The 25,351-nt window shown below is 38.3% G+C and carries 22 protein-coding genes, 1 tRNA gene and 1 pseudogene; 12 read left to right on the forward strand and 12 right to left on the reverse strand.

Annotation, left to right across the window (positions count from 1 at the left end; translation table 11 throughout):
* The first annotated feature begins 751 nt into the window (after window positions 1-751).
* From metG to lptC, 3 genes are all read left to right on the forward strand, one after another.
* Window positions 752-2,353 carry a methionine--tRNA ligase gene (metG, locus tag IQ237_RS23725; RefSeq protein WP_194059570.1) on the forward strand — a complete coding sequence of 534 codons (1,602 nt, stop codon included), beginning with the start codon at window positions 752-754 and terminating at the stop codon, window positions 2,351-2,353.
* Between the two features lie 151 nt (window positions 2,354-2,504).
* Window positions 2,505-3,134, forward strand: coding sequence for an NYN domain-containing protein (locus IQ237_RS23730; protein ID WP_194059606.1), 630 nt, complete (start codon window positions 2,505-2,507; stop codon window positions 3,132-3,134).
* Entirely contained in the window at window positions 3,134-4,366 is a 1,233-nt protein-coding gene (gene lptC, locus IQ237_RS23735) for an LPS export ABC transporter periplasmic protein LptC (protein WP_194059572.1), read from the forward strand. Before IQ237_RS23730 ends, lptC begins: the two co-directional genes overlap by 1 nt.
* A 301-nt stretch (window positions 4,367-4,667) precedes the next feature.
* Here lptC and IQ237_RS23740 read toward each other — a convergent pair whose 3' ends face one another.
* The 5 genes and pseudogenes from IQ237_RS23740 to IQ237_RS23760 form a co-directional block, all read right to left on the reverse strand.
* Window positions 4,668-5,990, reverse strand: coding sequence for a D-alanyl-D-alanine carboxypeptidase (locus IQ237_RS23740; protein WP_194059574.1), 1,323 nt, complete (start codon window positions 5,988-5,990; stop codon window positions 4,668-4,670).
* A 288-nt stretch (window positions 5,991-6,278) separates the two neighbouring features.
* Window positions 6,279-7,349 carry an LOG family protein gene (locus IQ237_RS23745; protein ID WP_194059576.1) on the reverse strand — a complete coding sequence of 357 codons (1,071 nt, stop codon included), beginning with the start codon at window positions 7,347-7,349 and terminating at the stop codon, window positions 6,279-6,281.
* A 265-nt stretch (window positions 7,350-7,614) separates the two neighbouring features.
* Window positions 7,615-7,953: pseudogene (gene trxA / locus IQ237_RS23750) on the reverse strand (thioredoxin); the annotation flags it as partial.
* Window positions 7,954-8,327: 374 nt separating this feature from the next.
* A complete protein-coding gene (locus IQ237_RS23755) occupies window positions 8,328-9,491 on the reverse strand; it encodes a GuaB3 family IMP dehydrogenase-related protein (RefSeq protein WP_194059578.1) in 1,164 nt (387 codons plus the stop codon).
* 148 nt (window positions 9,492-9,639) lie between these two features.
* Window positions 9,640-10,719 (reverse strand): sulfate ABC transporter substrate-binding protein, encoded by a 1,080-nt coding sequence (locus tag IQ237_RS23760; protein ID WP_194059580.1) that lies wholly within the window; start codon window positions 10,717-10,719, stop codon window positions 9,640-9,642.
* Window positions 10,720-11,101: 382 nt separating this feature from the next.
* On the opposite strand from IQ237_RS23760, the gene IQ237_RS23765 reads away from it, so the two are divergent.
* The 7 genes from IQ237_RS23765 to IQ237_RS23795 all read left to right on the forward strand — a co-directional run bounded on the left by IQ237_RS23765 (window position 11,102) and on the right by IQ237_RS23795 (window position 16,370).
* Complete coding sequence (locus IQ237_RS23765; protein ID WP_194059582.1) at window positions 11,102-12,214, forward strand: sulfate ABC transporter substrate-binding protein; 1,113 nt, start codon at window positions 11,102-11,104, stop codon at window positions 12,212-12,214.
* A 69-nt stretch (window positions 12,215-12,283) separates the two neighbouring features.
* Window positions 12,284-13,153 carry a sulfate ABC transporter permease subunit CysT gene (cysT, locus tag IQ237_RS23770; protein ID WP_194059584.1) on the forward strand — a complete coding sequence of 290 codons (870 nt, stop codon included), beginning with the start codon at window positions 12,284-12,286 and terminating at the stop codon, window positions 13,151-13,153.
* Window positions 13,140-13,991, forward strand: coding sequence for a sulfate ABC transporter permease subunit CysW (cysW, locus tag IQ237_RS23775; protein ID WP_194059586.1), 852 nt, complete (start codon window positions 13,140-13,142; stop codon window positions 13,989-13,991). The genes cysT and cysW overlap by 14 nt, the downstream gene beginning before the upstream one ends.
* Before the next feature lie 255 nt (window positions 13,992-14,246).
* Complete coding sequence (locus IQ237_RS23780; RefSeq protein ID WP_194059588.1) at window positions 14,247-14,513, forward strand: NIL domain-containing protein; 267 nt, start codon at window positions 14,247-14,249, stop codon at window positions 14,511-14,513.
* Between the two features lie 339 nt (window positions 14,514-14,852).
* Window positions 14,853-15,224, forward strand: a complete 372-nt coding sequence (locus IQ237_RS23785) for a type II toxin-antitoxin system RelE/ParE family toxin (RefSeq protein WP_194059590.1) — start codon at window positions 14,853-14,855, stop codon at window positions 15,222-15,224.
* A gap of 5 nt (window positions 15,225-15,229) precedes the next feature.
* Window positions 15,230-15,556, forward strand: coding sequence for a DNA-binding protein (locus IQ237_RS23790; protein WP_194059592.1), 327 nt, complete (start codon window positions 15,230-15,232; stop codon window positions 15,554-15,556).
* Window positions 15,557-15,677: 121 nt separating this feature from the next.
* Window positions 15,678-16,370, forward strand: a complete 693-nt coding sequence (locus tag IQ237_RS23795) for a Crp/Fnr family transcriptional regulator (RefSeq protein WP_194059594.1) — start codon at window positions 15,678-15,680, stop codon at window positions 16,368-16,370.
* Between the two features lie 283 nt (window positions 16,371-16,653).
* Here IQ237_RS23795 and IQ237_RS23800 read toward each other — a convergent pair whose 3' ends face one another.
* On the reverse strand, window positions 16,654-17,580 hold the full coding sequence (locus IQ237_RS23800) for a rhodanese-related sulfurtransferase (RefSeq protein WP_194059596.1): 927 nt from the start codon (window positions 17,578-17,580) through the stop codon (window positions 16,654-16,656).
* 99 nt (window positions 17,581-17,679) lie between these two features.
* Between IQ237_RS23800 and IQ237_RS23805 the strand changes: the two genes are divergently transcribed.
* Window positions 17,680-17,752, forward strand: a tRNA-Ala gene (locus tag IQ237_RS23805).
* 6 nt (window positions 17,753-17,758) lie between these two features.
* Here IQ237_RS23805 and IQ237_RS23810 read toward each other — a convergent pair.
* Window positions 17,759-18,391, reverse strand: coding sequence for a class I SAM-dependent methyltransferase (locus IQ237_RS23810; protein WP_194059598.1), 633 nt, complete (start codon window positions 18,389-18,391; stop codon window positions 17,759-17,761).
* 409 nt (window positions 18,392-18,800) lie between these two features.
* Here IQ237_RS23810 and IQ237_RS23815 point away from each other — a divergent pair, with 409 nt between their 5' ends.
* Window positions 18,801-20,213 (forward strand): 1-acyl-sn-glycerol-3-phosphate acyltransferase, encoded by a 1,413-nt coding sequence (locus IQ237_RS23815; protein WP_194059600.1) that lies wholly within the window; start codon window positions 18,801-18,803, stop codon window positions 20,211-20,213.
* A gap of 102 nt (window positions 20,214-20,315) precedes the next feature.
* On the opposite strand, the gene IQ237_RS23820 is transcribed toward IQ237_RS23815, so the two are convergent.
* The 5 genes from IQ237_RS23820 to IQ237_RS23840 form a co-directional block, all read right to left on the reverse strand.
* Window positions 20,316-20,549, reverse strand: coding sequence for a DUF3134 domain-containing protein (locus IQ237_RS23820; RefSeq protein WP_096566699.1), 234 nt, complete (start codon window positions 20,547-20,549; stop codon window positions 20,316-20,318).
* 111 nt (window positions 20,550-20,660) lie between these two features.
* Window positions 20,661-21,113, reverse strand: coding sequence for an EVE domain-containing protein (locus tag IQ237_RS23825; protein WP_194059602.1), 453 nt, complete (start codon window positions 21,111-21,113; stop codon window positions 20,661-20,663).
* Window positions 21,114-21,213: 100 nt separating this feature from the next.
* Window positions 21,214-21,822: a 3-isopropylmalate dehydratase small subunit gene (gene leuD, locus IQ237_RS23830; protein ID WP_194059604.1), complete on the reverse strand. Its 609-nt coding sequence runs from the start codon at window positions 21,820-21,822 to the stop codon at window positions 21,214-21,216.
* Between the two features lie 79 nt (window positions 21,823-21,901).
* The gene (leuC, locus tag IQ237_RS23835) at window positions 21,902-23,305 is read right to left on the reverse strand and encodes a 3-isopropylmalate dehydratase large subunit (RefSeq protein WP_194059605.1); all 1,404 of its coding nucleotides are present in this window, start codon (window positions 23,303-23,305) and stop codon (window positions 21,902-21,904) included.
* An 821-nt stretch (window positions 23,306-24,126) separates the two neighbouring features.
* Window positions 24,127-25,351, reverse strand: a 1,225-nt coding sequence (locus IQ237_RS23840; RefSeq protein ID WP_304944946.1) for a TaqI-like C-terminal specificity domain-containing protein, incomplete at its 5' end; no start/stop codon positions are given.

The following is a 25,351-nucleotide window of genomic DNA, read 5'->3' on the forward strand; positions in this document are numbered from 1 at the left end:
GGGTGACTAGGGACTGGGGACTGGGAGGATGAATAACCCAATACCAATGACCAATGACTAATGACTAATAACTAATAACTAAAATCAGCTTTTCTAGATAAAAATTAGTCGAGTCTGAAACTATGATTACAGATTTTAGTGAAGTTTGAATGAATTATATATAAATAAGTGAAATCGCTTAACCGATCCTTCACAAACTCACTCAAGCTAGGTAATTGTTAATTGGTGATTCAATTTTAGATTTTAGATTGTATTGAGATTTTATTTCACTGACTACAATCTCAACAATCTCCACACTAAACACTAAAATTTCCTTAACCAGTCAGTTCCCAGCACCAATAAATTATCCCATTAATTACTGTATCTTTTGTGAAAAAAATCGCATTTTTTCTTGATGTAAATTTTACATTTCTTTACTATAGCTCTTGGCATCTATGGTTCAAACTAAGCGGCACTATCACGGAGAAATGTCTAAATTAGAGATTTCGCTTGCTTTTTTGAGTTTTGGTTTGTTGAATGGATAATCAAAATAGAGGAATAAACAGTTGACAACATGATTAATAACAACTATTTACCGTAATTTGAGGAGCAATGAGTAGAAGTTCTAAATATGGCAAAACAATGATTGAGGTGATATATTTGCTAATATTAAGTTATTGTTTGAAAAAATAGTGGCAATATTATATAATTACCTGGCTTTACAGCAGCAACTAACCAACAAAACTGTTTAATAATTTGTTTTTTAATTCCTATGAATCTAGAGAATAAAACTTCAAAAACCTTTGCCCTGACTACACCTCTCTACTATGTAAACGATGTTCCCCATATTGGTAGTGCGTACACTACAATGGCAGCAGATGTAGTAGCCAGATTTCAACGCTTGTTAGGAAATCAGGTACTGCTGATTACGGGTACAGATGAACATGGGCAAAAAATTCAAAGGTCAGCAGCAAGTTTAGAAAAACCACCACAGGAATTTTGTGATCAAATTGTACCCAGTTTCATCAACTTGTGGCAGGTGCTGAATATTCAATATGATCGCTTTAGTCGCACTACCGCTTTAAATCACCAGGCAATTGTTAAAGAATTTTTCCAAAGAGTTTGGGAAAATGGCGACATTTATCAAGGACAACAACAAGGCTGGTACTGTGTATCCTGCGAAGAATTTAAAGAAGAACGTGATTTGTTAGACGGTAAACGTTGCCCTATTCATACTACCAAAGAAGTAGAGTGGCGAGACGAGCAAAATTACTTTTTCCGTTTATCCAAGTATCAAACCCAGCTAGAGGAATTTTACCAGTCTAGGCCAGATTTTATTCAACCTGCCAGTCGCCGTAATGAAGTCCTCAGTTTTGTCAGTCAAGGTTTACAGGATTTTTCCATTTCGCGGGTAAATCTTGATTGGGGTTTTCCTGTACCTGTAGATCCTAAACATACCCTTTATGTGTGGTTTGATGCTCTGCTGGGTTATGTAACCGCATTATTAGAACCAGATGCAGAACCAACTTTAGCGAATGCTTTAGAAAAATGGTGGCCGATCAATCTGCACTTAATTGGTAAAGATATATTGCGGTTTCATGCAGTGTACTGGCCAGCAATGCTGATGTCAGCTGGTTTACCTTTGCCTGAGCGAGTATTTGGACATGGATTTTTGACTAAAGATGGTCAAAAAATGGGGAAAACTCTGGGTAATACCCTTGATCCTGTAGCTTTAGTTCAAGGTTATGGTAGTGATGCAGTTCGTTATTACTTCCTTAAGGAAATCGAATTTGGCAAGGATGGAGATTTTAATGAAATTAGGTTCATCAATGTTCTAAATGCAGATTTGGCAAATGATTTAGGTAATTTGTTAAATCGTACTTTGAACATGGTGAAAAAATACTGCGCTGGTAAAGTTCCTGCGATCGCTCCAGAAGTTATTCCCGCTGAGAATGCTTTAAAAGCGATTGGTTTGGGGCTAGGGGAACAGGTGAAACAAGCTTATACAAACTTAGCTTTCAATGAAGCTTGCCACGCTGTTTTGTCATTAGTTCAAGCCAGCAATAAGTTTATTGATGAACAAGCTCCTTGGACATTATATAAACAGGGCAAGCAAGAAGAAGTGGAAGCAGTGCTGTATACGGTTCTCGAATCAGTGAGACTAGCAGCTTATCTCCTCTCCCCAATTATTCCCAACATTAGCAGCGATATTTATCAACAACTAGGCTGGGGAATCAATTTTAACAATCAAAAAGAAAGTTCAATGGTTGCGCCTTTTACTACCCATGCAACATGGGGCGTACTATCAGATAAACAACAGTTGGGTACACCTCAACCAATTTTTAAACGGATAGAACTACCAAAAAACAATTAACACTTTCCATTTTTGATTGAGTGTAAAAACCGAATCGGGGGCCTACTTTGTTTGTTGGCCCCGGAATTTATCATAAGCCAATCTAGCAAGAGTGTAAAAGTTAATGATTTCTATCGGCAATAACATGGATAACAACCGAGGTATGACAATGATGTTGAATAATTTGGAAAATGACTCGATTTTTTCGCCGGAACAGGTTTTAGAGAATCGGGGTCGGGTGGCTATATTTATTGATGGGTCGAATTTATTTTATGCGGCTTTACAGTTAGGAATCGAAATTGATTATACTAAGCTTTTGTGTCGATTAACTGGAGGTTCTAGACTATTGCGGGCTTTTTTCTATACTGGTGTAGACCGCACAAATGAGAAGCAGCAGGGATTTTTGTTGTGGATGCGTCGCAATGGTTATCGAGTCATTGCTAAGGATTTAGTGCAGTTACCGGATGGCTCAAAAAAAGCTAACCTAGACGTGGAAATAGCTGTGGATATGATGGCGTTAGTCGATTCCTATGATACCGCAGTTTTAGTGAGTGGTGATGGCGATTTGGCTTATGCTGTAAATTCTGTCAGCTATCGTGGTGTTAGGGTTGAAGTGGTGAGTTTAAGGTCAATGACCAGTGATAGCTTAATTAATGTGAGCGATCGCTATATTGATTTAGAAGCTATCAAGGAAGATATCCAAAAAACACCCCGTCCTGGTTATCCCTATAGACCATTATCTAGTATGGGGTTCTTGGACGATCCTAGAGATAGTGAAGGACATTTAGAAATTCCAGAATAATGCAAAATCCACAAAGCGGGAATCAGCGGAGAGAATGTTCACAACTTCAGAGGGGAAGTAAATCCAACTCCCCCCGCTTGTATTCTTATATTTTACAAATGCTGAGAAATTTCTCTTATTTGTCTTGGATTTTATTATTGTTACTTGGCTTATATTCTTGCGGAAATCCATCTCCTACAAAACCAGAACCGGACAGTTCAGCTAACCAAAATCAAGATAGTAAGTTAACTTTTTTCGGTGTAGCTTTAGAGCAGTTTGATGAAGAAGGTAGACCTATTTGGAAAGTCCAAGCTCAACAAGCCAAGTATACCAAAGAAACAGAAATTGGTGAAGCCCAAAATCCCCAAGGTGAACTTTATCAAGATGGCAAAGTAGTTTACACCATTAAAGCCGAAACCGCCGATATTAAGCAAGATGGTAAACAACTGTTACTCAAAGGGAAAATTAGAGCTACAGATCCGCGTAATGGAGTAGTATTACAAGGTAATGAATTAGAATGGCGACCTGAAGAAGATTTATTGATTGTTCGTAATCAATTTAATGGTAATCATAAACAATTAAAAGCCACAGCACAGGAAGCAAGAGTAAAAACCCGTGAACAGCGAATAGAATTTTCGGGAAAAGTCGTTGCTACATCAGGTGATCCGCAATTACAAATGCGAACTGAGCGGTTAGTTTGGCTTCTTAAAGAAGAAAAATTAATTGGCGATCGCCCCATCGAAATTGACCGGTATGAAAATAATCAAATAACTGGACGTGGTAGAGGAAATGGTGCTCAAGTTAACTTGAAAACCAAAGTTGCCACTCTTGAACCCAAAGCCCAATTAAACTTGCTAGAACCACCTATGCAAATCATTAGTAATTCGATGACATGGAATATAAATGAAGAAATTGTCAAAGCAAATGCCCCTGTGAGTGTTGTTCATCAAGCTGAAAATGTCACTGTTACTGGTAATAAAGCCGAAATGAAAATACCACAAAAAACTGTTTATTTAACAGGCAATGTGAATGCAGTAGGGCAACGTAATCAGTCTTTAAAATCAAATAAACTCACTTGGTATTTAGAGAAAAAATTATTAGAAGCACAGGGAAATGTAGTTTACCGTCAAGTTGAACCACCATTAAATTTTCAAGGTGCAACAGCAGTCGGAAATCTATCAACAGAAAACATTGTTGTTAAAGGTGGTGGTTCTGGGAATAGAGTCGTTACGGAAATTATTCCCCAGTATTAAATTGGGGACTGGGGACTCTCACAGGGGTAGGTTTTTAATATTATCTGTTAAGGCAGGACCTGGAAGACAAGGAGGTATTGTAGACAAGGAAGATTTTATACAAAAAATGGTCTGTTGAGCGTCGGTTTTTGTGACCAATTGTACATTATTTGCACGGGTTTCCTCCCTTGTCCACTGTCCTTCCTTGTCCTCCAAGTCTTGCCCTCACGACAATGTAAAATACCTACCCTTGTGAAGACTGGGGACTGTGGACTGGGGAAGAAAAGATTTTTACCAATGCCCAATGCCCAATGCCCAATGACTAACCTCTATACAAAATTTCATTGCGGCTGGGTGAGCCTAATGGGGGTAAAGAATTTTTTGGAGAGTGGGGTGTAAGGGCTGAGGGAACACCAGTATATACTTGTAATTGCTTCACCAGATGTTGTAACAGTTGGTCTTGTTCAGTCCGAAAGCTGGGTACATTGTAACCTCGATTGATAATAGCAAACCAGACTAAACCGCGATCGCGTGTGGGTACAACTCCTGCTAAAGCACTAACATCACTGAGAGTTCCAGTTTTCATCACAGTGGCCGATGGCATACTTCTAAACTGCATTGTCCCACGATTATCAAAGCCAGAGGTAGGGAACAAATCAGCTAAGGTCAAATTATGGGCGGATGCTTCCCGTTGAAGTGCCATAAACATAGCACAGACGGCTCTAGGAGAAATCTTATTTTCTCTTCCTAAACCAGAACCATTAATTAATTGAATTTCTGACTGTGGAACCATAGCCAGTTGAGCAGCAGTAGATTTAACTACATTTGCCCCTCCCACTGATTGAGCTAACATCTCAGCTATATCATTATTACTGTAAACATTCATCTCTTTAATGAGTTGATGTAGGGGTAAAGAGAGATGACGTACCAGTAAAGTTTGTTTAGGGTTAGGCTGTGCTGTCACCAGCACCGTACCATTAATTACCACTTGGGGCTTAGGTGTTCCCTTGGGCATTCGGGAATATTGGTAAATCACAGAACGATTCCAACTTTTGTGATTTAAAGCTTGTTTGAGTAATTGACCGGCTGCGGTAGGATTAGTATAGAAATTCATGGCAAAATTGCCAGTAATTACCAAATTTCCCTTGACTTGCTTAATACCGATTTTATTGAGAGCATTACCAACAGCGATCGCCTCCTCTCCAACAAACATCGGATCACCACCAGCATTAATCACCAAATCACCATTTACTACCCCATTGACAATAGGACCTGTAGCACTAACCAAAGTTTCAAATTGATGGTTTGGTCCCAAACTTTTAAAAGTTGCTAATGAAGTGGCCACCTTAGTTAAAGATGCTGCCGGTAGAGGAATTGTACCTTGGTGATTAGCCATTAACATCGGACCCGACTGCAACCAAACTCCCTGTTGCTTGATCAGATTTTCCGTAACCAGCTTGGAAGTCATCAACTCCTTGAGATATTCCTGTACTGTCATAGCTCCGGCTGGGTTAGGATCAGGGGCAATGACAAAGCCAGGACTACTTTGCCAAACCAATGCTTCTAAAGCATTTACAGGTTGGATTTTAACTCCAGCCATATCGAGCCAAAGTGAAACCAAACCTGAACCTAATAATTCCAGCATATTTAATTCCTCTATCTTTGTTCAGATATCTAATAATTGTTTGCAGTGTTGGCATATTATGCCTTTTAATTCCACTTCTTACTATCTGGAAAACTTGCCACCAGGAAAACTCAATCATTAGTCATTAGTCATTAAACATCTCCGGTAATTAAATGTGCGTGGCTTGAAACCTTTAGACGTTCCGCCGGAACGTCTCTACATTCATTTTCGGAGAGGTCTATTAATCATTAGTTATTAGTTATTAGTTATTTTTAGCTAATCACCAATCACCAATCACCAATCACCAACCTACTTTCTTTCTGGATGGGCTGTTTCCTCTGGGGTAGGAATACCTAATTGGTTAATCGCTGCAATCATCTGATATAAACGCCCTAAATCTCTTTGATTGAAGTATAAAATAAGGCGGGGTAAATCCGATGTTTCATCTTGACCCTCTTGAGGTAATACCTGACTTTTTTCAATTCTGCCTTGGACAAGAATGTCACTAAAGTTAGCATTTAATTGTTCCACCAATTCATTGGATAACTCGTGTCTGAGACGAATCACCAACTGATCACCTACGTAGCGACTAGAGTGATAAACTTGGTAAAAACGGGTGATGGCATTGCAAGCAATATCTAGATTATCTGTAACTGTGTACAGACTAGGATCTTCTGGACTGACAAGACCTTTTGCCACCAATTGCTCATCAATATATTTACTCCAAGAGTGCCAATAATCACCACCGGGAGGATCGATAAGAACCACAGGTACAGGACCAAATTTACCTGTTTGGCTAAGTGTCATACATTCAAAAGCTTCATCTTGAGTGCCAAACCCACCGGGAAACAAAGCCACAGCATCGCTTTCTTTGAGCAAAAAGAGTTTGCGGGTAAAGAAATATTTAAAGTGAATGAGCTTAGGATCACCTTCAATAAAAGGGTTAGCCTGTTGCTCAAAAGGTAACTGAATATTTAAACCAAAAGAATTGTCTCTTCCTGCACCTTCTTGACCAGCTTGCATGATCCCACCACCACCACCTGTCATCACCATAAATCCTAGTTGAGATACAGCGCGAGCAAATTGAACTGCCATTTGGTAATCAGGGGTTTGTGGTGCTAAACGAGCAGAACCAAAGATAGTAACTTTGCGAGTGTGTCGATAATCATAAAAGAGTTGGAAGCCTCTTTCCATATCTGCTAAAGCCGCAGATAGTATCTTCCAATCCAGACGATCAATTTCACTATCAGCTAAACGAACTATGGTAGCAAGTGCTTGCTGGATAAATTGCCGATGTTTTAAAGTCGGTAAACGATCTATTAATTCAGCAATATCAGCTTGGAGAGACTCTAGTATTTCAAAGGACTCTTTAGAGGTCATGAGAACTGCCACAACAATGGCATTATATTTTATGTGAACTACCTACGCTGCCGCAAGCGGAAACATTTCCCCAAAAGGGGTTTGTAGAATTTAGGTGGTCATAGGGTCAAGATTTTTCCGGTTTCCCGAAAAATCATCAATTGCAAATTTTCTGGCTTGTTGTGTATAAAGTGTTCTAGAGACGCAAACTTTGCGCCTCTGAAACAAATTAACAAATATTCACCTAAAAGCAGACAAATGAATAAAATTTGTAGCCACTTTAGGTTTAAAGATGCTTTTCCAAAGTTTGAGATAATGTAGTTTTAGGCACAGCACCAACTACCATATCCACTTTTTGTCCACCTTTGAAAATCATTAATGTGGGAATGCTGCGGATGCCATACTGACTGGCAACTTGAGGATTTTCATCAGTGTTAACTTTGACTACTTTGACTTGACCTTCATACTGACTGGCGATTTCCTCGACAACAGGAGCTACCATGCGACAAGGACCGCACCAGGGAGCCCAGAAGTCAACTAAAACGGGTACTTCGCTATCTAGCACTTCCTGCTTAAAACTAGAATCTGTAACTTGTGCTGCTGCTGACATTCCTAAAAACCTTTGCCTATTATATTTATGAGTTTAGTGAAAATTCTACCATAGCAAAAACATCAGCTTGGGAGTGAAGGATGTACATTTGCAAAGAAGCTATGGAATTTATGGATAATTATAAGGAACCGCCCGAACAGTAGTCCGGGCGGAGTGTGGTGTGAGGAGTGAACGGAAACATTTGTCTCCGCTATTTCTATTGTAGGCTACAGTTGGGATTTTTCCAGTGATTGTTTAGGTTTGCTGGGAAAAAATTTTTCTTGGAGGGAACAGGGAACAGGGAACAGGGAATAGGGAATAGGGAACAGGGAATAGGGAACAGGGAATAGGAAGTAACATATTATTCTTCCCAATCACCAATCACCAATCACCTATCACCTATCACCTATTTATTTACCCATGCCCAACTGTTGGGCTTTTTGGTACACTTTGCCTTCTGTTAACAAGGAAGGAGCAATAACTACTTCAACTTGCTGCATTTCTTTGAGGTCTTTTGCTCCTAATGTACCCATGCTGGTTTTTAATGCGCCTAGCAGGTTGTGAGTACCATCATCTAATGCTGCTGGACCTCTGAGTATTTGTTCTAGAGTTCCAGTTGTACCTACACGAATACGAGTACCACGGGGCAGCACTGGGCTAGGAGTTGCCATACCCCAATGATAACCCCGTCCTGGGGCCTCTGCGGCTCTAGCAAAGGGTGAACCAATCATTACGCCATCAGCACCGCAAGCAATACATTTACAAATGTCGCCACCGGTGATTAAACCACCATCGGCAATGACAGGTATATATTTGCCGGTTTCTTGATAAAAGTCATCTCTGGCAGCGGCACAGTCGGCAACTGCTGTGGCTTGGGGTATACCCACACCTAAAACTCCACGGGATGTACAAGCTGCACCGGGTCCAATTCCTACTAACACTGCGGATGCACCTGCTTTCATTAAATGCAAGGTGACTTCATAAGTAACGCAGTTACCCAAAACTACGGGAATGGGCATAGACTGGCAAAACTCTGCTAAGTCTAAAGGTTTAATAGACTCTGGAGAAAGGTGATCTGTAGAAACTACTGTAGCTTGGATAAAAAATAAATCAGCCCCAGCTTTAGCTACTACTTCACCATATTTGCTTGCTCCTACTGGTGTTGCACTAACTGCCGCAATACCGCCTTGTTGTTTAATTTCCTGAATACGTTTTTCAATGAGTTCGGGCTTGATCGGTTCAGCATAAAGTTCTTGCATCAGTCCCACAAATTCATCTTTGCCCACTGAAGCAATGCGATCTAATATCGGATTTGGGTCATCATATCGCGTTTGAATACCCTCTAGGTTAAGAACTCCTAAAGCTCCTAACTGGGATAGACGCACCGCCATACCAACATCTACTACACCATCCATTGCACTAGCAATAATGGGTATTTCTCGTTCAATATTACCAATTTTCCACTTTGTGTCCGCCAGACTCGGATCTAATGTTCTGTTACCGGGGACTAAAGCTATTTCGTCAATGCCGTAGGCTCGGCGAGCCATTTTTCCCCGCCCAAGTTGAATTTCCACTCTTTCACTTTTCTCAAATCTGTTTAAGCTAGGGTATCAAAATTATGGGAATATTGGGAGGGATTTTTTTAATTTACAGTGTAGGGTGTAGAGTGTGGGGGAGGACAATTAGTTCTTTATTCTTCTGAACTCCTGCCCTCTCCCTTCGTTAACGCCTTCTAGATTGAATTTTGTCAAAAATAGCACCATCATCAAAAAATTTCTTCTGCACAGCATCCCAACCACCTAAACTATCGACTGTATAAAGTTTGCTGATTCTGGGAAATTTATTTTGTACTTCTTTGGTTACAGTTGGGTTAACTGGTCTAAAACCAACTTTGGCAAATTCTCTCTGGGCTTCTGGTGTAAATAAAAACTTGACAAATGCTTCTGATACTTCACGAGTACCGCGTTTATCTACATTTTTATCAACTACTGCTACAGGTCCTTCAATGGAAATATTCGTTGAAGGTACTACATAGGATGTATCTGTTTTTCCTTGTTGTGCTGCTAAAATTACTTCGTTCTCATAGTTGATTAGTACATCACCTTGATTTTTTTTGAAAAAAGCGTCACTTGATTCTCTGGCATCTTTGGGTAATACTACTACATTTCTAAATACTTGTTGCACAAAGTTTAATGCTTGGTTTTCGTTGCCTCCGTTTTGTGTTATTGCACCCCACAAGGCCAAAAAATTCCACCTTGCACCACCAGAAGTTTTAGGATTTGCTGTGACTATTTTTACCCCTGGTTTGGTGAGGTCGTTCCAAGTTTTGATACCTTTGGGATTTCCAGGACGGGTTTCTAATGCTACTACGGAACGGGTAATTATTGAGTTGTTGGGTGCTTCTTTTTCCCAACCTGGATTGATTAAACCTGCTTTTTCAATTTTTTTTGTGTCTAGTCCTAGTGCTAATGCTACTACATCGGCTGGTAAACCATCAATGACTGCGCGAGTTTGAGAACCAGAACCACCATAGCTTTCTCGAATGACCACATCCTGACCTTTTTCCCGTTTCCATTTGGCTACAAACTGCGGAATGATTTTGCTGTAAGCAGCTTTTGTTACTGCGTAAGTCACCAAGGTAATTTCTACTTTTTTGCTCTGTTGACTAATTAGGGTCTTTTGAGTTGTAGTCCCGGCAAATACGGGCAATAACGTATTTGTACTAAAAGTAATTGCTAAAACTACGGTTGATGCAGTTTTTACGGGCAAAAATTTTGCTGCTTTCTCAAAATTGTATGTCATTGGAGATTTTTCCTTCGTCCTTAAATAAACTACGGTAATTCGATAGGAATAATGTAATTGCTTATAAAAACAGAGCTTATCAGATGCAATTGGGAAAATCAAGACGTAAAATACAAAAAATCTATCGGTAAATAGGTGTATTTATTTATGTAATAAATTTGTAAACATTGTATAAACTAAAGTTATAAATAATTCTCTTATATGCAAATATTTAAATGTGATCAAAGAGAGATGTCACAGGAATCTGCTACAATCCCCATATTCTCTATCGAAAAAGTGCTGTTTTACTCTTGCGTTTATTACCCATATCTGCGATTATCTATTATTATCTCCAAAAAATACTGTAACTCTATCGGTTAACTGTAGATTCAAAGGAAAACAAATGAGTTGGTGGCAAAAAGCAGGAAAGCAATTAAGACTTTTATTTAGGGTACATTCACTCAGACGGTTTATGTCTCTGTCCTTGGTGGGTATGCTCTTAGCTGTAGCGGTTGCAGCTTGCTCTGGGACAAATGAGGGTGGTTCTACTCCAGGTAATTCGGCTAGTACAAAACCAAAAAATGTAGAATTAACTTTGGTATCTTTTGCTGTAACCAGAGATGCGTATAAAGCCATAATTCCTAAATTTGTCGAAAAATGGCAACAAGAGCATAACCAAACGGTTACATTCAAGGAAAGCTATGGTGGTTCTGGTTCTCAGACTCGCGCTGTTGTTGATGGTTTACCAGCAGATATTACTCACTTAGCGTTGGCATTGGATACCCAAAAAATTGAGAAAGCAGGTTTAATTCAACCAGGATGGGAAACAGAAGTTCCCAATAATGGTATTGTTTCATCATCTGTAGCTGCATTGGTGACTCGTGAAGGCAACCCCAAAGGTATTAAAACTTGGGCAGATTTAGCAAAAAATGGTGTTAGACTGATTACTGCTGATCCGAAAACTTCAGGGGTAGCACGGTGGAATTTCTTAGCTTTGTGGAATTCAGCCATTAAAAGTGGAGATGAAGCAAAAGCTGTTGAATTTGTGACTACTGTTTACAAAAATGTGCCTGTTTTGACTAAAGATGCACGTGAAGCTACAGATGCCTTTTTTAAACAAGGTCAAGGAGATGCTTTAATTAATTATGAAAATGAAATCATTTTGGCGCAGCAAAAAGGTTTGAAGGTCAACTACACTATCCCTGATGTGAATATTTCCATTGATAATCCTGTGGCTGTTGTAGATAAAAATGTTGATAAACATGGTACTCGTGAAGTAGCAGAAGCATTTGTCAAATATTTATTTACCCCAGAAGCACAACAGGAATTTGCTAAAGTTGGTTTTCGACCTGTGGATGAGACGGTAGCTAAAAGCAAAGAATTTTCTGAAAAATATCCTCCAGTGAAAAGTTTGAGTACAGTTCAAGAATTAGGTGGTTGGGATGCTGTACAGCAAAAATTCTTTGCTGATGGGGCTATTTTTGATCAAATTCAACAAGCTAAAAATAAGCAGTAATTAGTTAGTTTCAGTTATCAGTTTAATCTCATTTTGTGGGAATTTTTAATTGGGAATTTTGCATCATTTATGGCAGTATCTACAAGTGGTAAGAGGGAGAGAAAACCCTTCATTGGCAAGGTGTTTTTAGATAAAGTAATTCGTCTACCTTGGACTTGGCGAATTACAATTTTATACCTAGCTTTCATGTTGTTTCTACCCGTTGCGGCTATGTTTTTCAAAGCTAGTACAGAACCACCTGCAAAGTTTTGGGAAATTGCTACCAGTGAATTAGCATTGGCAACTTATAATGTAACTTTTGTAACTTCATTTTTGGCTGCTGCTGTTAATGGTATATTTGGTACATTAATTGCTTGGGTATTGGTAAGGTACGATTTCCCTTTAAAGCGAATTTTTGATGCTACCGTAGATTTACCGTTTGCTTTGCCGACATCAGTAGCAGGTTTAACTTTAGCAACTGTGTATAGTGATAATGGTTGGATAGGTTCTTTACTGTCACCTTTAGGTATTAAAGTTTCTTTTACTCGCCTTGGTGTAGGTGTGGCAATGATATATATATCTTTGCCATTTGTGGTGAGGACTGTACAACCTGTATTGCAAGAGATGGAAAAGGAACTTGAAGAAGTAGCTTGGAGTTTGGGCGCTTCTCAGTGGAAAACTTTTACAAAAGTAATTTTACCGCCTTTATTTCCGACAATTTTAACTGGTATTGCTTTGGGTTTTTCCCGTGCGGTGGGTGAGTATGGTTCGACGGTAATTATTGCTTCTAATACACCGTTTCAAGATTTAATTGCACCAGTGTTAATTTTCCAACGTTTGGAACAATATGATTATTCAGGTGCCACGGTGATAGGGGTTGTTTTATTGGCAATTTCTCTAGTTTTACTCTTAGCAATTAATTTATTACAAGCTTGGGCAAGAAGATATGACAGCAGGTAAACCAAAGCAAAAAGCACAACATCAAAAAAAGCAAAGTTGGGTTCCGGGGGTTTTAATTGGGATAGCGGTTGGTTATTTATTTTTAGTGCAGTATATCCCAACTCTTAATGTGTTTTACCAAGCTTTTAAAAAGGGAATAGGACCATTTTTTGAGAACCTAACCAGAATAGATTTTCTCCATGCTGCTTGGTTAACTTTTTTATTAGCGGTGATTTCTATACCAATTAATACTGTTTTTGGTTTGTGTGCTGCTTGGGCGATCGCACGTCACAAATTCCCTGGTCGTGCTATTGTTTTAAGTATTATTGATCTGCCTTTTTCTATCTCTCCAGTGGTGGCAGGTTTGATGATTGTTTTACTCTATGGTAGACAAGGTTGGTTTGGTGGTTTTTTACAATCTGCTGATATTCAAATTATCTTTGCTTTTCCAGGAATGGTGTTAGCGACGGCTTTTGTTAGTATGCCTTTTGTTGCGAGGGAAGTGATTCCGGTTTTGGAGGAGTTCGGAAAAGATCAGGAAGAAGCAGCAAAAACTTTAGGTGCTAATGAATGGCAAACTTTCTGGCGTGTGACTTTACCGAGTATTCGTTGGGGTTTACTCTATGGTTTAATTTTAACCAATGCTAGGGCTATGGGTGAATTTGGGGCGGTTTCTGTGGTGTCTGGTAATATTGCTGGGAAAACTCAAAGTTTACCTTTGTTTGTGGAAGATGCCTATAAACAATATGAAACGGAAGCGGCTTTTTCGGCGGCGGTTTTGTTGGCATTTTTGGCGGTGGTAACTTTGGTTATCAAGGAAGTTTTGGAGAGGAAAACTCGTATTAAGGATGTGGAATAATTGGTGATTGGTGATTGGTGATTGGTGATTGGTGAGTGGGTAAAATATAATCCGTATTCAGGATGTGGAATAATTCTTACTTTGCGCTCTTTGCGTTCTTTGCGGTTCGTTAAATATTAAGTTTTTTTTGAACGAACCACGAAGACACGAAGGACACGAAGGGAAGAGGTTTGAGAGGGATTTTGGGTGAGTGTTGTTAGTTGGTAAGTACGTTAGATTTATTTATGGTGATGGTTTTATTTTTTGGGGGTTTTTATGAGTGATAAAAATCTGTTGACAAGTCAAAGAATTAGGATGAGAATTACTAAGGAGTATCATCAAGAACCTGTTATTTCTCGGCTTGTTTCTGAGTACGGGTTAACTGTGAATATTAAGGCTGCTTTTTTAGGTCAGGATGCTATTAGTGATGGTTGGTTTGATTTGGATTTACAGGGGACTAAATCACAAATTGCAAATGGGTTAATTTATTTGCAAGAGTTGAAGTTGGAAGTTTGGGATGAAAATAGAATAGGTAATTGGTAATATCAAATATCACCCTAACCCCCTTTTTAAGAGGGGCTAATTTTTCTAGGTTTAACCAAGACACGCTGCTAAATCTTGTTCTGGTGTGGTGATCAGTTGCAGATGATAGGTTTCTGATAGTAGTTCACATTGGTTACAGAACATAATTCGTTCCTCAACTCTTGATGCTTACAGTGTAGTCATTGCGATTGGGGATATCCTTGATTTAAGTCAAGTATCTTGGTAAAGTTTGGTAAAGTTTTTTCAAGTATAAGGTTATCCAAAGTGACAGAGTTGTAATTAAATTTATTTACAATAGAACTTCTTGACTTATAGTAACATATAAATTACCATAGTTTTATGTCTATTATCAAAGTTCAAGAATATATTCAAGAAGATGGTTCAAGCCCTTACCAAGAATGGTTTGATAGCTTAGATGCCAAAGCTGCTGCAAAAGTGACAGTTGCTAAGTCTCGTTTGCAGTTAGGAAATACATCAAATGTTAAATGGTTTGATGGCATAGGTGAATATAGGATTGATTGGGGTCCAGGATATCGGATTTATTTAACTCAGGATGGTAAGCAACTGATAATATTATTTGGTGGAGGTACAAAGAAAAATCAGCAATCTGATATTAATCGTGCTAAGGAATTGTACCAAGAGTACAAAAGGCGAAAAAAAGAAGTTAGGAAAATGCAAGACGCGGAAAACGAGACAGGAGATAAGAGATAGTTATTATGACACTTACTAGAGACTTTAAAGAAACTGTTAATGCAAGATTCCAAAAAGATCCTGAGTTTGTCATAGCTTTATTTGATGAAGCTATCTCTCTTTTCCTCAATGGTGAACCGGAAACAGCAAGACTAATTTTAAGAGATATTGTTAATGCAACCGTAGGTTTTGAACAGTTAGCAATTGAAACTTCTAAACCGAGTAAGAGTCTTCATCGAATGTTATCTGCAAAAGGTAATCCAACAATGGATAATCTAACTGCAATTTTTAATGTTTTAAGGAAAAAGCTGAATGTTGATATTAATGTGCAAACAAGAGTTATTTCTTCCTGAATTTTTTTGTTAATTTCCCCTACTTGTGCTTTCACAAAACTTAGATATTCTTAGATATTAAATCCCTATTTCATCCTGTACATCCTTAAATCATGGACATCCTGATACAGATATTCTCTTTATGACTCTCACCGAAAAAGTATTACAAGTTAAAAACTTTCTCCACACAACACCAATATTTCAAAACATCATTGACGAACAACTCCAAGCAGTTGCTAATATTGCCATTCTCCAAACTTACAAAAAAAACGAAACCCTATTTTGGGAAGGAGACACAGCAACAGGATTTTTTATTATCAAATCTGGTAAAATCAAAGTATTTAAAGTAGCAAATAACGGAAAAGAACAAATATTACACATCTTTGAAACCTTAGAATATTTTGCAGAAGTTCCCGCTTTTGATGGTGGACATTTTCCCGCATCCGCAGCAGCAATAGAATTTTCTGAAGTTATATTTATTCCCCGAACTTCATTTTTCATGGTTTTACAACAACATCCCACTTTAGCAATATCAATGCTGGGAACTTTTGCAAGACATCTCAGACATTTAACCCACTTAGTTAACGCTCTTTCTTTTCAGGAAGTCCCAGAAAGATTAACCAATTATTTATTAAAATTAAGTCAGAAAAACGGTAATATTAATGTTGTAGAATTAGACTTACCCAAAACCCAACTAGCTGCTTTATTAGGTACTGTTCCTGAAACCCTTTCTCGCGCTTTTTATAAACTCACTCAGGAGGGAAAAATTGCAGTGAACGGAACAAAAATTACATTATCTGACAAAATACTCACATCCAAGATAACTGAAACTTAATATATGAATCCCTTGGACTATATATACATCATACCAGAAAAAAAGAGTATGTCAATATCAATGGCTGAAATAACCGATCTTCGTAAAATTATTGATAATAATATCAATAATATTGAGAATACAGGCTTATTATTGCGAAAAAAAGGGAGTTGAAAAATTTTTGGATTTTTGAGATTTAAAAAATTTATGAATAACGAACCGCAAAGTACGCAAAGTACGCAAAGGAAAGAGGTTTTATCTCTGCGACTCTGTGTGATATCTGGACTTAGATAACTGTCACCTGTCACCTGTCACCTGTCACCTGTAACTTATATTGCTTCCACTTCTCCTGTTGTCTCGCTCTTTTTTCCTTCGTTAAACTATCAAAACAGTGGGGACAAGAAATACCTTCCTCATACTTAGGTGAAGTTTTATCAGCCTCGGAAATTGGATGACCGCAACAGAAGCATAACTCATAACTTCCCTCTTCCAACCCATGACGCACTGCAACCCGTTCATCAAAGACAAAACATTCCCCTTCCCACAAACTTTCTTCGGTTGGGACTTCTTCTAAATATTTCAGAATACCGCCTTTGAGATGATAAACTTCTTCAAAGCCTTGTGATAGCATATAGGACGATGCCTTTTCGCATCTAATCCCACCAGTACAGAATAAAGCAACTTTTTTATGTTTGCTTGGGTCTAGATTTTTACTCACATATTCAGGAAATTCTCTGAAAATCTCAGTTTGCGGGTTTTCTGCTCTTTTAAATGTCCCAATACTGACTTCATAATCATTACGGGTATCAATTACTGTTACTTCTGGATCGGAAATTAAATCATTCCATTTCTTTGGTTCTACATACGTTCCTACCTTTTCATTAGGATCAACTTCCGGTATTCCTAAAGTAACAATTTCCCGTTTCAACCGCACTTTCATCTTTTCAAATGGTGGTGTGTCGGTGTAAGATTCTTTGTGTTCTAAGTCGGCTAACCGCGCATCACTACGGAGAAACCCCAAAACCTTATCAATTCCAGAACGAGAACCTGCTATAGTCCCGTTAATGCCTTCTTTTGCTAGTAAAATTGTGCCTTTAATCTGGTGTTGCTGACAAAATGATAACAACGGTGCTTGCAGTTCTTGATAATCAGGTAAGCTGACAAATTTATACAGCGCAGCTACAACTATAATATTTTCTTGGTTATTATCTTGGTTATTTTTTTGGTTCATCTGTTTACAAAAAAAGAATAATAGGATATTATTTACTTTAAGTTTAAAATAGCAGTCAGGCATTAGCGAAAAAAAAGCTGATTACTGAAAGCTTTGGATGGGGGTTTAGCTCAGTTGGTAGAGCGCCTGCTTTGCAAGCAGGATGTCAGCGGTTCGAGTCCGCTAACCTCCATTTATTTTAATTACGTTTAAATACAACTGATAAATTATTGGCTGGCATTTGGTAAATTTTTTGCAATGTCATATTTTCGGCTTTTGCTGCTGCTACCACATCTTCTAAATTACGCACTCCCCAAACTGGGTTTTGCGATCGCAAAGACTCATCAAAAGCAGCGTTACTGGGTGCGGTATGTTGACCGTTTTGTTTATAGGGTCCGTATAAATAAAGGATACCACCAGGTGGTAAAATTCGTCCAGCCCCGGACATGAGTCCTAAACAAGCTGACCAAGGAGAAATGTGAATCATATTAATATTGACTATAGCGACAATTGGCGAGTCTGTAAATGTTTCTTTCTCAACTGTCCAAACGGGTAACTGTGCATCTATATCTAAAGGTGGGTAAAGATTATCACTTTTACATTCTGCTATCCAAGCTGTGATACTGTCTCTTAACAGGGGGTTTGGGTCAGAAGGTAGCCATTTTCGCGGTGCTAGAGGGGGTGCAAAAAATACCGCGTGTTCTCCTGTACCACTAGCTATTTCTAGGATAGTTCCTGATGGGGGTAAGATTTGTTGAAGTACCTCTAATATGGGTTCGCGGTTGCGTTGGGTTGCGGGTGCAAATTGTTTTTGTTCTGGGTTTGTGTGCATATTTTTGAGTTTTTAGGGAACGCAGATGAACGCAGATAAACGCAGATAATTACAGGAGTTTGATTTTTTGTAGTTTTACATATAGCAGGAGTCAGGAGTCAGGAATAAAACTTTATTGCTGTCTATGTTTTAATTAAGATGCTGTCTCTTATTGATCTGCAATATGCTGTATTTGTATATTTGTATAATATTTACATAAAATTAGTGTAGGTGCGATACTCCCTTTCTATTGAGATAATTGGTGAGCATCGAAACTTTGCTAAAATCATAACATGGATAAAAAGACCCTTTTCCATCCTCTTCCCTTTGTGTACTTTGCGTACTTTGCGGTTTGTTTATTTAATACCTTGGATAAATTACCATTGGCAATAATTTATCACATTGTTTTGTCACATTACAGGAGAAAAACTTGCCTAAGTCTATTCATTCCACCCAACCACCCTTAAAATTTATTCCCCCAAATTTTCAACCTTTGGTACTCAAGGTGATGTCTTTTTTTCTCCCTTTTATTTTACGGGTGAGAACTAGACCTTGGCTACCTGCTGGTATTGTGAAAATAGAAGCTAAAAATGCGGAAGTGTTAGCTAAATTATATCATGAATTTCAAGAGGGTAAAATTAGATTTTTAATTGCTTTTCGTCATCCAGAAGTTGAAGATCCTTTAACAATGCTGTATCTGCTCTCTCGCATTGTTCCCAGGGTTGCGCGGGAAAAAGGCATTGATTTAAAATATCCTGTTCATAGTCATTTTATGTATGAAAGAGGCATGACTTTATGGGCGGGAAATTGGTTAGGATGGTTATTTTCTCGCTGTGGTGGTGTACCTGTTCGTAGGGGAAGAAAAGTAGATAGAAATGCGATTCAAATGGTGCGAAATTTATTTGTAAATGCAGAAATGCCTATTGCGATCGCTCCTGAAGGTGGTACAAATGGTCATAGTGGTATTGTCAGTCCTTTAGAACCTGGTGTAGCACAGATGGGTTTTTGGTGTGTGGAAGATTTACAAAAAGCTCACCGTCCAGAAACAGTTTATATTATTCCCATTGCTATTAAATATAGTTATGTTAACCCACCTTGGGAAAAAATCGAATGGCTAATATCAAAATTAGAAGCTGATAGTGGTTTACCAGTGGCGGAAATTAGTTACACTGGCAAGAATAGGGAAGAAATTTTACATCAGCGAATTATCCGTTTAGCAGAATATTTAATTACGGAAATGGAAGACTTTTATCGTCGTTTCTATCATCGAGATTTACCAATAATTATATGTGAGGAAACAGCCAACTCTAATCAGGTATTAATTGCTAGGTTAAGAAATTTAATGGATACAGCTTTACAGGTAGCTGAAGAATATTTTAATGTGACGGTACAAGGTAATTTTATTGATAGATGTCGGCGGTTAGAAGAAGCCGGTTGGAATTATATTTATCGTGATGATATCGAGGATATTAATAGTTTACCACATTTTAAACGTGGTCTGGCTGACTGGATAGCTGAAGAAGCAGATTTGCGAATGCAACACATGAGAATAGCTGAAAGTTTTGTAGCGATGACAGCTAATTATATTCAAGAAAAACCAACCGCTGATAGATTTGCAGAAACAGCTTTATTAATGTTTGATATGTTGTCGAGAATTAAAGATTCGACTTTACCAGGAAGACCACGTTTAGGTTTAAAACAAGCGATGATTACTGTCGGTGAACCGATTTCAGTAACAGAAAGATGGGAAAAATGTCAGGGAAATAAACAAGCTGCTAGAAAAGGTGTGAGTGATTTAACAAAGGATTTATTTGCAGCTTTGCAGCAGTTGATTAAAGATTAAAAAAAGATTAAAAGCTTACGCAATTTCTGTCAGGATATCCCCAGGGTAGACGCAAAGACTCAAATAAGTTGATTGGTATCTTTGCGTGATTTTATGACAAACCTAGTCTTCCAAATCTAAACCTGTATCATCATCATTATCATAAGCCAGATCGTCGAGGTCGATAATCTCGGAAATTTCTTCTTCAACGTCACTGGTCAGGTCAGATTCTATATGTTCACGTGCTATTAGACGACCAGTTGATTTTAACCATTCCAGCAGTATAAATTCATTACTGGTACGAATTACTGTAGCTCTTTGGTTGCGGGGTTGTTCATGTAGTGGTCCGTTGAGCATAAAATATATTTCCTATATGCCTATATATTGCCTAAAAATTTTGTCCGTATAAGGTCTAATTTCTTAACAAGAATTTAGTTGTGCTTTAATTATAAACTATTTTTTGCATAATTAATTATTCATGGCTAAAATATTTTTTGCTACAGATTCTCCTACATAAATTACTGATAAACGATTACCTTTTTTAACTACTAATAATTCATCATCAGTAAATTGTTCTTTAAGAGTAGATAGAAAAATAGGCTGAGAAAATAGCTCTACAAATTCCACCTTTACCGTTAACCAACGGGGAGATTCAGGAGTAGACTTAGCATCATAATATTTACTATTAGAGTCAAATTGAGTTGGATCAGCAATACCAGTTTGCACTATTTTCATCAAACCAAAAATACCTGGAGGTTCAGCATTAGAATGATAGAAAAAAGCCAAATCTCCTACTTGCATTTGCTTTAAAAAATTCCGCGCTTGATAATTTCTCACCCCATCCCAAATAGTTTGTTTTTGGGTTTGTAAATCAAAAATACTATAAACAGAAGGTTCAGACTTCATTAACCAGTAATTCATATATTAAATAGGTAATAGGTAATAGGGAATAGGGAATAGGTAATAGGAGTTCAGAAGGTAAATATTTATTCCCAGTCACCTGTCCCCAGTCCCCAGTCACCTAACTAGCTGCTAACTTACCCCAACCAATATAAGGTAATTTTCCTGCTGTTGTTTTTACCTTTTCTGCATTTGCTACCAACTGTCCGCAAGCATCCCAAGTACCAGAAACAAAAGCGGTTTTAGTTCCCTCACCCATAAAAACCGAGAAAGTTAAATCATTGATTTGTACTTGCAAATTTTCTACATCTATGGTAATAAGTGCTTGGGGATTAGCTGTAACTAATTCTTGCAATTGCTTAACTATATTCGGTTCGGCTGTAACACAAGGTATACCCATTGCCACACAGTTACCAAAGAAAATTTCCGCAAAACTTTCACCAATGATAGCTTTGATACCCCATTTAGCTAATGCTTGGGGTGCGTGTTCTCTGGATGAACCACAACCAAAATTGCGGTTAACAATTAATACTTTCGCTCCTTGGTATTGGGGAAGGTCGAAAGGATGTTGACCATTTAAAGCTGTTCTATCGTCGATAAATGCGCCTTCTCCTAAACCATCAAAGGTGATGGCTTTTAAGTAGCGGGCGGGTATAATTCTGTCGGTGTCTATGTCGTCGCCAATAAGAGGAACGGCGGTACTGAATACTTGTTTTACTTCACTGACCATTGGTAATTAGTAATTGATAATTGACAATTGATAATTGATAACGACTCTTAACTGTCATCTGTCACCTGTCACCTGTCACCTAAAGCAGTTCTCTGACATCAGCAACCTCACCCTTAATAGCGGCTGTTGCTACCATTGCGGGACTCATCAGCAGGGTGCGACCGGATGCTGATCCTTGTCTACCTTTAAAGTTGCGGTTAGACGATGAGGCGCTGATCTGTCTTCCTTGCAGTTTGTCGGGGTTCATGGCTAAACACATGGAACAACCTGGTTCACGCCACTCAAAGCCGGCTTCAACAAAGATTTTATCCAGTCCTTCCGCTTCCGCTTCTTTCTTGACTCGTTCTGAACCGGGTACGACAAAGGCTTTTACACCTGCTGCAACTTGACGACCTTGGGCTATTTTCGCCGCTTCTCTCAAGTCGCTGATACGTCCGTTGGTACAACTACCAATAAAGCAAACATCAATTTTTGTCCCTTGGATGGGTTGACCGGGGTAAAGGTCCATGTAGCGATAAGCTTCTTCTGCAACAAAGCGGTCTTCTTCTGGCAAGTCTGCTGCTGCGGGGACTTTTTGATCAACGCCTATTCCTTGACCTGGTGTTATTCCCCAGGTGACTGTCGGGGGTATGTCTTCAGCATTAAATACTACTACATCATCATATTCGGCATCGGCATCACTCCGCAGAGATTCCCACCAAGTAACTGCTTTTTCCCAGTCTATACCTTGAGGGGCGAAGTCTCTATTTTTCAGATATTCGTAAGTAATTTGATCAGGGTTGACATAACCGCATCTTGCACCACCTTCGATGGCCATGTTACAAACGGTCATCCGTTCTTCCATACTCATCTGTTCAAAGGTGGTCCCTGCATATTCGTAAGCGTAACCTACACCACCTTTAACGCCTAATGTACGGATAATGTGTAAAATTACATCTTTAGCGTAAACTCCGGGCTTTAGCGTCCCGTTAACTTCGATTTTTCTAACTTTGAGTTTTGATAATGCTAGGCTTTGGGAAGCGAGAACGTCGCGGACTTGACTTGTACCTATTCCAAAGGCGATCGCCCCAAATGCACCATGACTAGATGTGTGACTATCTCCACAAGCAATAGTCATTCCCGGTTGCGTTAGTCCCAACTCAGGGGCAATAACATGAACTATACCTTGATTACCTGAACCGATGTTATAAAAAGTGATGTCATTTTCTTGACAGCTTTTTTCTAAAGCCTGGATCATCTCTTCCGCCATGCTATCCAAAAATGGACGCGCTTGGTTATCCGTAGGAACAATGTGATCCACTGTAGCAACTGTGCGCTGTGGGAATAAAACTTTTAAACCCCTCTCTTTGAGCATAGCAAAGGCTTGAGGACTGGTAACTTCATGGATAAGGTGGAGTCCGATGAATAGCTGCGTTAGTCCCGATGGAAGTGTACCAACGGTGTGGATGTCCCAAACTTTGTCAAACAGAGTTCCCTTGCTCATACATCAAATTCTATGTTAAAGGAGTCGAGTTTTTGATTATATCAGAAAAACGATAACGTTATCGAAAAATCAATAGGTAGGTTGGGTTGACGTGAGGAAACGGGGGAAATATTACATCTTGGGAGATGTTTTCCTGTATTTCTCGTTCTTGTGCAATAATCATATTTTTGATACAGCATCAAGTTGTAATTTTTTGATTATAACATTTATTTGTCTGAATCAGGATTTCCAGGATTATAGTATTTTCAGGATTTATTTTGTCTGAATCAGGATTTCCAGGATTATAGTATTTTCAGGATTAATAACCAGAAAAATTACCAGTTTTTCATCATCAGATTATGTTGATTTCTATCTGAATTGACTAAATTTAAGGATATTTACATTATTTTTTTAAAATTTCCAACAGAAATTAATTCAGACAATTTTAAAAAACAACTCCTCCAAAAAATTAAATAATCAAAACCACATCCTGTAAATCCTTTAATCCTGGAAATCCTGATTCAGACAATTTTAAAAAACAACTCCTCCAAAAAAATTAAATAATCAAAACCACATCCTGTAAATCCTGATTCAGACAATTTTAAAAAACAACTCCTCCAAAAAAATTAAATAATCAAAACCACATCCTGGAAATCCTGATTCAGACAATTAAAATCATCAACTCCTCCAAAAAATTAAATAATCAAAACCACATCCTGTAAATCCTTTAATCCTGGAAATCCTGATTCAGACAATTAAAATCATCAACTCCTCCAAAAAATTAAATAATCAAAACCACATCCTGTAAATCCTTTAATCCTGGATATCCTGATTCAGACTATCTAAAAAATCGGCATTCTTGGAGGTGCTGTTTTCCACATTAAGTCAATTTCTGCGGGTGTTAACTGATAAGTTTGATTCACTAAATCTGCAAGTCGCTGTTCTAATTTCACCGCTTCATTTTTCCGGTTTTGAATTTCGGGAACATAATCATTATGTGCTTGACGTAAGGCTGTAAAAGCTGGTACACTTAAAGGATCAGATGCTTTTTTAGCTGTCTTTGGTTTGGGCATTCTTTTTCTGACTTCTTCCACAAATTCCGCAAATTCTAAAGTTGCAAAATATGCTAATTTATTTCCCAGTTTTTCAATTTTATATTCTACTTGCAACCAGTCAAGAACATCTTTATAAACTTGTCCGTTGAGTTTGGTTATTTCTATTAAACGAGTGACTATTTCTTCTACTGCTGCGCGTATTTCTGCTGTGGGTTGTGCAATGGGAAGAGTTTCAAATAAATATCCCATCGGACTAATAGAGTCAGACAACATTTTTGTAAAAATTCGTTGACCATACCACCAAAGCAAAGGAGAATTAAGAACAGCTAAAATAAATAAATCTTGAGTGGGTAGTATGAAAGTTTTATCATTTCCCAAAACTCCAGAATTATCAAAAGCATAAAGCGGGAAAGTTTGAATAACTTGATATATAATCTTTGGTTGTTCAAACAAATGAGAATAACCTGAACCATAACGACTGAGTGCATACCAAGGAAATCTTCCTTGTTTAACTTCTGGACGAAGTTCTAAACCTTTTCTATGTTCTTCTAACCAAGACAAAACAGAAGGATAATTATTGATATTACAATCCCATTTTACAAAAATAATCCATAAATTATCCCATTCAGGACACCATCTTTTAATATCCTGACCTCTCAATATTGGTTTAATAATTTCCGCACATTTTGGATCATCTAAAATCAACTTTTTCTTAGTCGCATCATCTATGAAAAATGCCTCATTAAAACCTGTCATTATTCCCCGATATGGTTTAACCCCAGCAAAATCTTTTAACGCAATACCTACCCGTTGAATTTTCTGCATTAACTCATCCACCGCAGGAGGTTCTAAACTCCAAGCATGATCAGAAAACCGCGACCAGGGTATAGTATAACTATTGTCCTCATTCTGTACATATTGAGTAAGGTTAATTTTCGGTAACTCCTCACGGGGAACAACACAAACTAAAACCTCCTCTTTCCCCCTCCTCGCTTGCGGGGAGGGTTGGGGT

Source organism: Sphaerospermopsis sp. LEGE 08334 (genome assembly GCF_015207205.1).
Taxonomy (GTDB): domain Bacteria; phylum Cyanobacteriota; class Cyanobacteriia; order Cyanobacteriales; family Nostocaceae; genus Sphaerospermopsis.